1 protein-coding gene is annotated in these 5,658 nt (G+C 72.9%); it reads right to left on the reverse strand.

Going from position 1 to position 5,658, the window contains the following annotated elements; all coding sequences use genetic code 11:
* Positions 1-77: 77 nt before the first annotated feature.
* On the reverse strand, positions 78-5,658 hold a 5,581-nt coding region (locus ACIA8N_RS36440), incomplete at its 5' end, for an amino acid adenylation domain-containing protein (RefSeq protein ID WP_399416898.1).

Genomic DNA, 5,658 nt, shown 5'->3' on the forward strand with positions numbered 1-5,658 from the left:
GGTGCGAATACAGATTGCCCCCCGTGCGGTGCGGGGGGCGGGCGGGGCCGCCCGCCCGGGCGCCCCGGCCGGTTCGGTCAGTGGGCGTCGAGGGCCCGGCGCAACTCACCGGCGAGGACGCGCAGCCGCTCGCCGCGCATCACCGTGTAGTGGTCGCCCGGTACGTCGACGAGGGTCGCGTCGCCGGTGAAGTACTCCATCCACCGCGACGCGGTCTCGACCGTCGCGCCGCCGTCCGCGGCCCGCAGCGACACCACCCGTCCGGCGAAACTGCTCGGCGCGTAGCGCAGCAGGGCCCGGTAGTTGCTCTGGAACCGGCCGACGATACGGCTGAGGGTGCCGAGATCGATGTCCTCGGACAACGCCCCCGCCGCACGGGCCTCCGCGTGCAGCACCTCCACCGGCGGACGCCCGTCGAACGCCTCCGGCGCCAGCTCCCAGTCCACTCCGGCGAGCCCCGCCAGGTCCCTGGCGAACCAGGACAGCAGCACCTCGTCGGAGACGGGCGCCCCCTCGGCGGGACCGGGCCGCTCGATCAGGTCGATCACCGCGAGGAGCTCCACGTCGGCGCCCGCCGCCGTGAGCCGGGCCGCCATCTCCAGGGCGATCACCCCGCCCATCGACCATCCGCCGAGCCGGTACGGGCCGTCGGGCAGCGCCTCCCGGACCGCCTCGGCGTAGTGGGCCGCCATGTCCTCGACGCTCCCCAGCTCCACGTCGGGCAGCTGCAGCGCGTAGAACGGCTGCTCCGCCCCGAGGAGTTCGGCGAGCTCCGCGTAACAGAGCACGTCGCCGCCGACCGGGTGGACGAACACCAGCGGAGTCCGCGAACCGGTGGTGCGCACCGGGACGAGCGCCCCGCGGCCCTCCTCGCCGACGCCGGTGTCCCGGACCGCCTGGGCGAGCAGTTCGATGGTCGGCCGGGCGAAGAGGCTGGACAGCGGCAGACTGCGGCCCAGACCGCGGGCGATCCTGGACATCAGCCGCACCGCGAGCAGCGAGTCACCGCCGAGTTCGAAGAAGCTCGCGGTCACCCCGATCTCGGTCACGCCGAAGAACTCCGCCCAGATCTCCGCGAGCCGGCGCTCGACGTCGTCGCGGGGCGCGACGAACCCGGCGCCCTCCACCGCGATCTCGTCGGGCGCGGGCAGCGCCGCCCGGTTGACCTTCCCGTTGTCGCTGAGCGGCAGCTCGTCGAGGACGAGGACGCGCTGCGGCACCAGGTGCTGCGGGACGACCTGGCGCAGCGCCTCCGTGATCTGCCGCTCGGTGTCCTCGCGCCCCTCGTCGAGGACGACGTACGCGATCAGTCGCTTGGGCCCGTGCTGTTCGCCCGCCGCGACGACGGCCGCACACCGTATCCCCTCGCACTGGGTGAGGGCGGCCTCCACCTCGCCCAGCTCGATGCGGTAGCCCTGGATCTTCACCTGCGAGTCCTGCCGGCCGAGGAACTCGATGGAACCGTCCGGAAGGAAACGCCCCAGGTCGCCGGTGCGGTAGAGACGCTCACCGGTGTCCGGGTGGTGCAGGAACGCGGCCCGGGTCTTGGCCTCGTCGTTCAGATAGCCGCGGGCCAGACCGGCCCCGGCGATGTACAGGTCACCCGGCACCCACACCGGGCAGGGCCGCAGCGCGCCGTCGAGCACGTAGAAGCGCTGGTTACGCATCGCCTTGCCGTAGGGGATGCTCACGCAGTCGTCGTCGACCTCCCCGATCGGATGCAGGATCGACCAGATCGACGCCTCCGTGGCGCCGCCCAGGCTCCACAGCTCGGCCTCCGGGAGCAGCAGCCGGATCCGGCCGGGCAGTGTCACCGGGATCCAGTCGCCGCTCATCATGACGAGCCGCACCGGCAGCCCGGTGAGCCCGTTCGCGAGGGCGTGCTCGGTGAACATCTCCATCAGCGCGGGCACGCTGTTCCAGACGGTCACCCCGTGCTCCGCGACGAGCTGCGCCCAGCGGGCGGGCTCGCGGTGCGCGGCCGGTTCGGGCAGGACCAGGGCGCCGCCCACCGACAGCAGTCCGAACACGTCGTAGACCGACAGGTCGAAGTGCATCGCGGACAGTCCGAGGGCCCGGTCCGCCGAGGTGACGCCGTACCGCTCGTTGACGTCGGCCACCGTGTTCAGGGCCGCGCCGTGCTCGATCATCACGCCCTTGGGCGTCCCCGTGGAACCCGAGGTGAAGATCACGTACGCGAGGTCGGTGGCCTTCGCACCGGACGGGCCGAGCGGGCGTTCCTCACCCCGGTCGTCGGCCCGGACCACGGTCCTCAGCACGCCCTGCGGCCAGTCCGCCGTGTCCTCCACCCACGGCTGGGTGACGACACGACTGATCCCGGCGCTTTCGAGGAGCACGTGCAGCCGCTCGGCGGGGACCGCGGCGTCGATCGGGACGTACGCCGCCCCGGCCCGCAGGATGCCGAGGGCCGCGACGACCTGCTCCCAGCCCTTGTCCATGACGATCGCCACCAGGTCGCCGGGGCCCGCCCCCTGCGCCTGCAGCGCGTGCCCCACAAGGTTGGACCTGCGGTCGAGCTCCCCGTACGTCAGGGTCAGCGCCGGAGAGACGACCGCGGGCGCGTCGGGCGTGGCCGCGGCCTGCGCGAGCACCGCGTCGTGCAGCAGCCCCTCGGGCAGGGGCCCTTCGGTGGCGTTGGCCGCGGCCCGTACGTCCAGGTCGGCGGCCGGCGTGAGCGCGGGCCTGGGCCGCTGCCAGGCCGCGGGGTCGCGCGACAGGTCGTGCAGCACCCGCAGATAGGCGGCGAACATGGCGTCGACGCAGCCCGCGGGGAACAGCTCCTCGATCACGTCCCAGTTCAGGACGAGCGCACCGGCCTCCTCGACCGCCTGGTGGTCCAGCCACACCTGCGGGGTGCGGACCGAACTGCTCACCTGGCGGCCGTTCTCACCGATCCCGGCCAGGTACTGCACGACACCCCGCTGCTCACCGTCCTGCTGGCCCGCGAAGTTCACCAGACTCGTGAAGACGACCGGCGCGGCGGCCCGCACCGAGGCCCCACGGGCCCGGTTCAGCTCCCTGAGCACCTGCACACCGCTGACCTGGCTGTGCTCCATGTCGCTCCACAGCCGGCTCTGGACCTCGGCGGCGCGGGCGGCGAACGCGTCACCGGCCGAGTCGCGGATCTCCAGCATCAGGGTGGTGGAGAAGTTGCCGATGACGTCGCCGACCTGCGGATGCAGCGGCAGCCGGTTGAAGTACAGCAGGTTCAGCGAGAAGTCGGGCGTGGCGCTCCACTCCGCGATCACCTGCGCGTACGCCGTGCACAGGGCCGCCGACGGGCTGACCCCGGCCGTCGTCGCATGCTCCTTGAACCGGGCCCAGTCCTCCACCGACAGGGTCGCGCCACGGTGGTTGAACACCGGCCGCTCCAGGGTCGAAGGGTCGACCGCCAGCGGCAGCTGGGGCGCGGGAGGCAGGGTGTCGAGCCGGTCCCGCCAGTAGGCGAGCGCCCGGTCGTACTCCGGCCCCTCCTCCAGGGCGCGGGCCTGCCGCACGTAGTCCCGGTAGCGCAGATCCAGTACGGGAAGCGTCTCGCCGCGGTAGTGCGCGGCCCACTCCTTGAACAGGATCGACGTGCTGAAACCGTCGATGATCAGGGCGTCGAAGCCGGCGTGCAGCCGTATCGTCCGGTCGTCGACACGGGTCACCCCCACGTCGAACAGCGGCCAGCGGGCGGTGTCGAAGACCTGGTGCCGCATCTCCTCGTGGACGGCCGTGAGCGCGGCCTCGCGCTCGGCCGGATCCAGGCCGGAGACGTCCGTCTCGCGGATCACATAGGCCGGGACGTCGCGCTGGACGCGCTGCTCGCCCTCGGCCGTGAAGACCGCACGCAGCATGTCGTGGCGGTCGATCATCGCCCGGAGGGACCCGCCGAGCCGGTCCAGGTCCACGTTCTCCAGGTCGATCTCGACCTGGAAGTACGTGGAGGTGTTCCCGAGCTCGAAGGCGTCACCGCGGCCCACGAGGTACGCCTGCTGCAGATCGGTCAGACCGAACGGCTCATAGCGCTCGGCGTCGTCCGCCGACGCCACGGCGGACCCGTCGTCGGCCTGCGGGGCCTCCGCCCCTGCGGGCCCGCCGCCGAGTGCCGCGAGCACGTCCCCCGCGATGTCGTCGGTGCTGCGGCCGCTGAGGAACGCCGTCATCGGCAGCAGGACCTCGAACTCGCGGTTCAGCGTCGTCCGGATCTTCATCGCGATCAGCGAGTCCAGACCGAGCGCCTGCAACGGCTGCGCCGCGTCGAGCCTGGCCGCCACGGTGCCGAGGGCACGGGCGACGATACGGCTCACGAGGGTCCGCACGACCTCGGGGGTCATGGCGGGCGCGGCCTCGGGCGCGTCGGCCGGGGCAGTCGGGGCTTCAGCGGTGGCCGTCGGGATGAGGGGCGCGTGCTCGGCCTTGCGTGCGAGGTCGGCCACCGGGGCCTGTACGGCCACGGGTTCCGCCGTCGGCCGGGTCAGGGCCGGGGCGAAGCGCACGCCGTCGGCCTCGGCGACCAGCCGCCCGTGCGCGCCGACGAGCCGGATACGCGCCCTGGTGCCGTCGTCGAACAGTTCGGCGTGACATCGGAGCCCGTCCCGGGGCCCGCCGCGGTCGTAGTACACGAAGCGGTCGAGACCGACCGGCACGAGGGCCGGGCCGTCCGACGGGAAGCAGGCCAGCGCCGTCTGGAACATCGCGTCGACGAGCCCGGGGTGCAGCAGATAGGGCTCCGCCTCACCGGGCAGGGCGGACCGGATCTCGGCGGTGGCTTCACCACGGCCGAGCCTGATCCGCTCCACCCAGCGGGCCGCGGAACCCAGGTACATCGCGCGCTGCCACAGCAGCCGGTACAGCTCGTCGCCGGTCAGCTCGCGGCCCGACCCGACGGGCGCGAGCGTCACCGTGGGGGCGGCCGACGCCCCGGACCGGGCCCGGCCCTGAGCGTGCAGCCGCCAACCGCCGCCCGCGTCCTGGGCGTAGTAGCGGAACAGGTCCTGGTCCACGATGAGCTGGGCGGCGCGCTCGGCCCCCGGCCCGTCGGCCGCGCCGACCGGTTCGAGTGCCAGGTCCACGGGCAGCTCCAGGTCCTCGACGGACACCGGTCCGGGACCGGCCAGCTCGGAGACCGCCTCGATCAGCGACTCGACGAACACACCGGCGCTGACCACCGGCCGGCCCCCGACCACGAAGTCGCCGAGGCAGGGGTGCGCCATCGGGTCGAGCCGGGGGGCGAACTGGGCCCGCGCGAGCGGCGACGACGGCAGTCGTACGCCCAACAGAGCGACCGGCGCAGCCGGTTGTTCCCTCACTCCCGAGCTGCTGCTGCTCGGGGCGGCGGCGGGTTCGGGTGTGAGCCAGTAGTGGTGGCGTTGGAAGGGGTAGGCGGGGAGTTCGACGGTGTGGGTGCGGTAGGGGGTGAGGGTGGTGGGCCAGTCGATGGTGATGCCGTGGGTCCAGGCTTCGGCGGCGGATTCGATGAAGCGGTCGAGGCTGCCGGTGTTGCGGTGGAGTGTGCCGACGACGGCGCCGGTGTCGCCGATGGTTTCGGTGATGCCGATGGCGAGGACGGGGTGGGTGCTGACTTCGATGAATACGACGTCGTGTGCGGCGAGTTGTTCGATGGTCTCGGCGAGGCGGACCTTGCTGCGGAGG

Origin of the sequence: Streptomyces sp. NPDC051822 (genome assembly GCF_044452745.1) — a bacterium.
GTDB lineage: Bacteria > Actinomycetota > Actinomycetes > Streptomycetales > Streptomycetaceae > Streptomyces.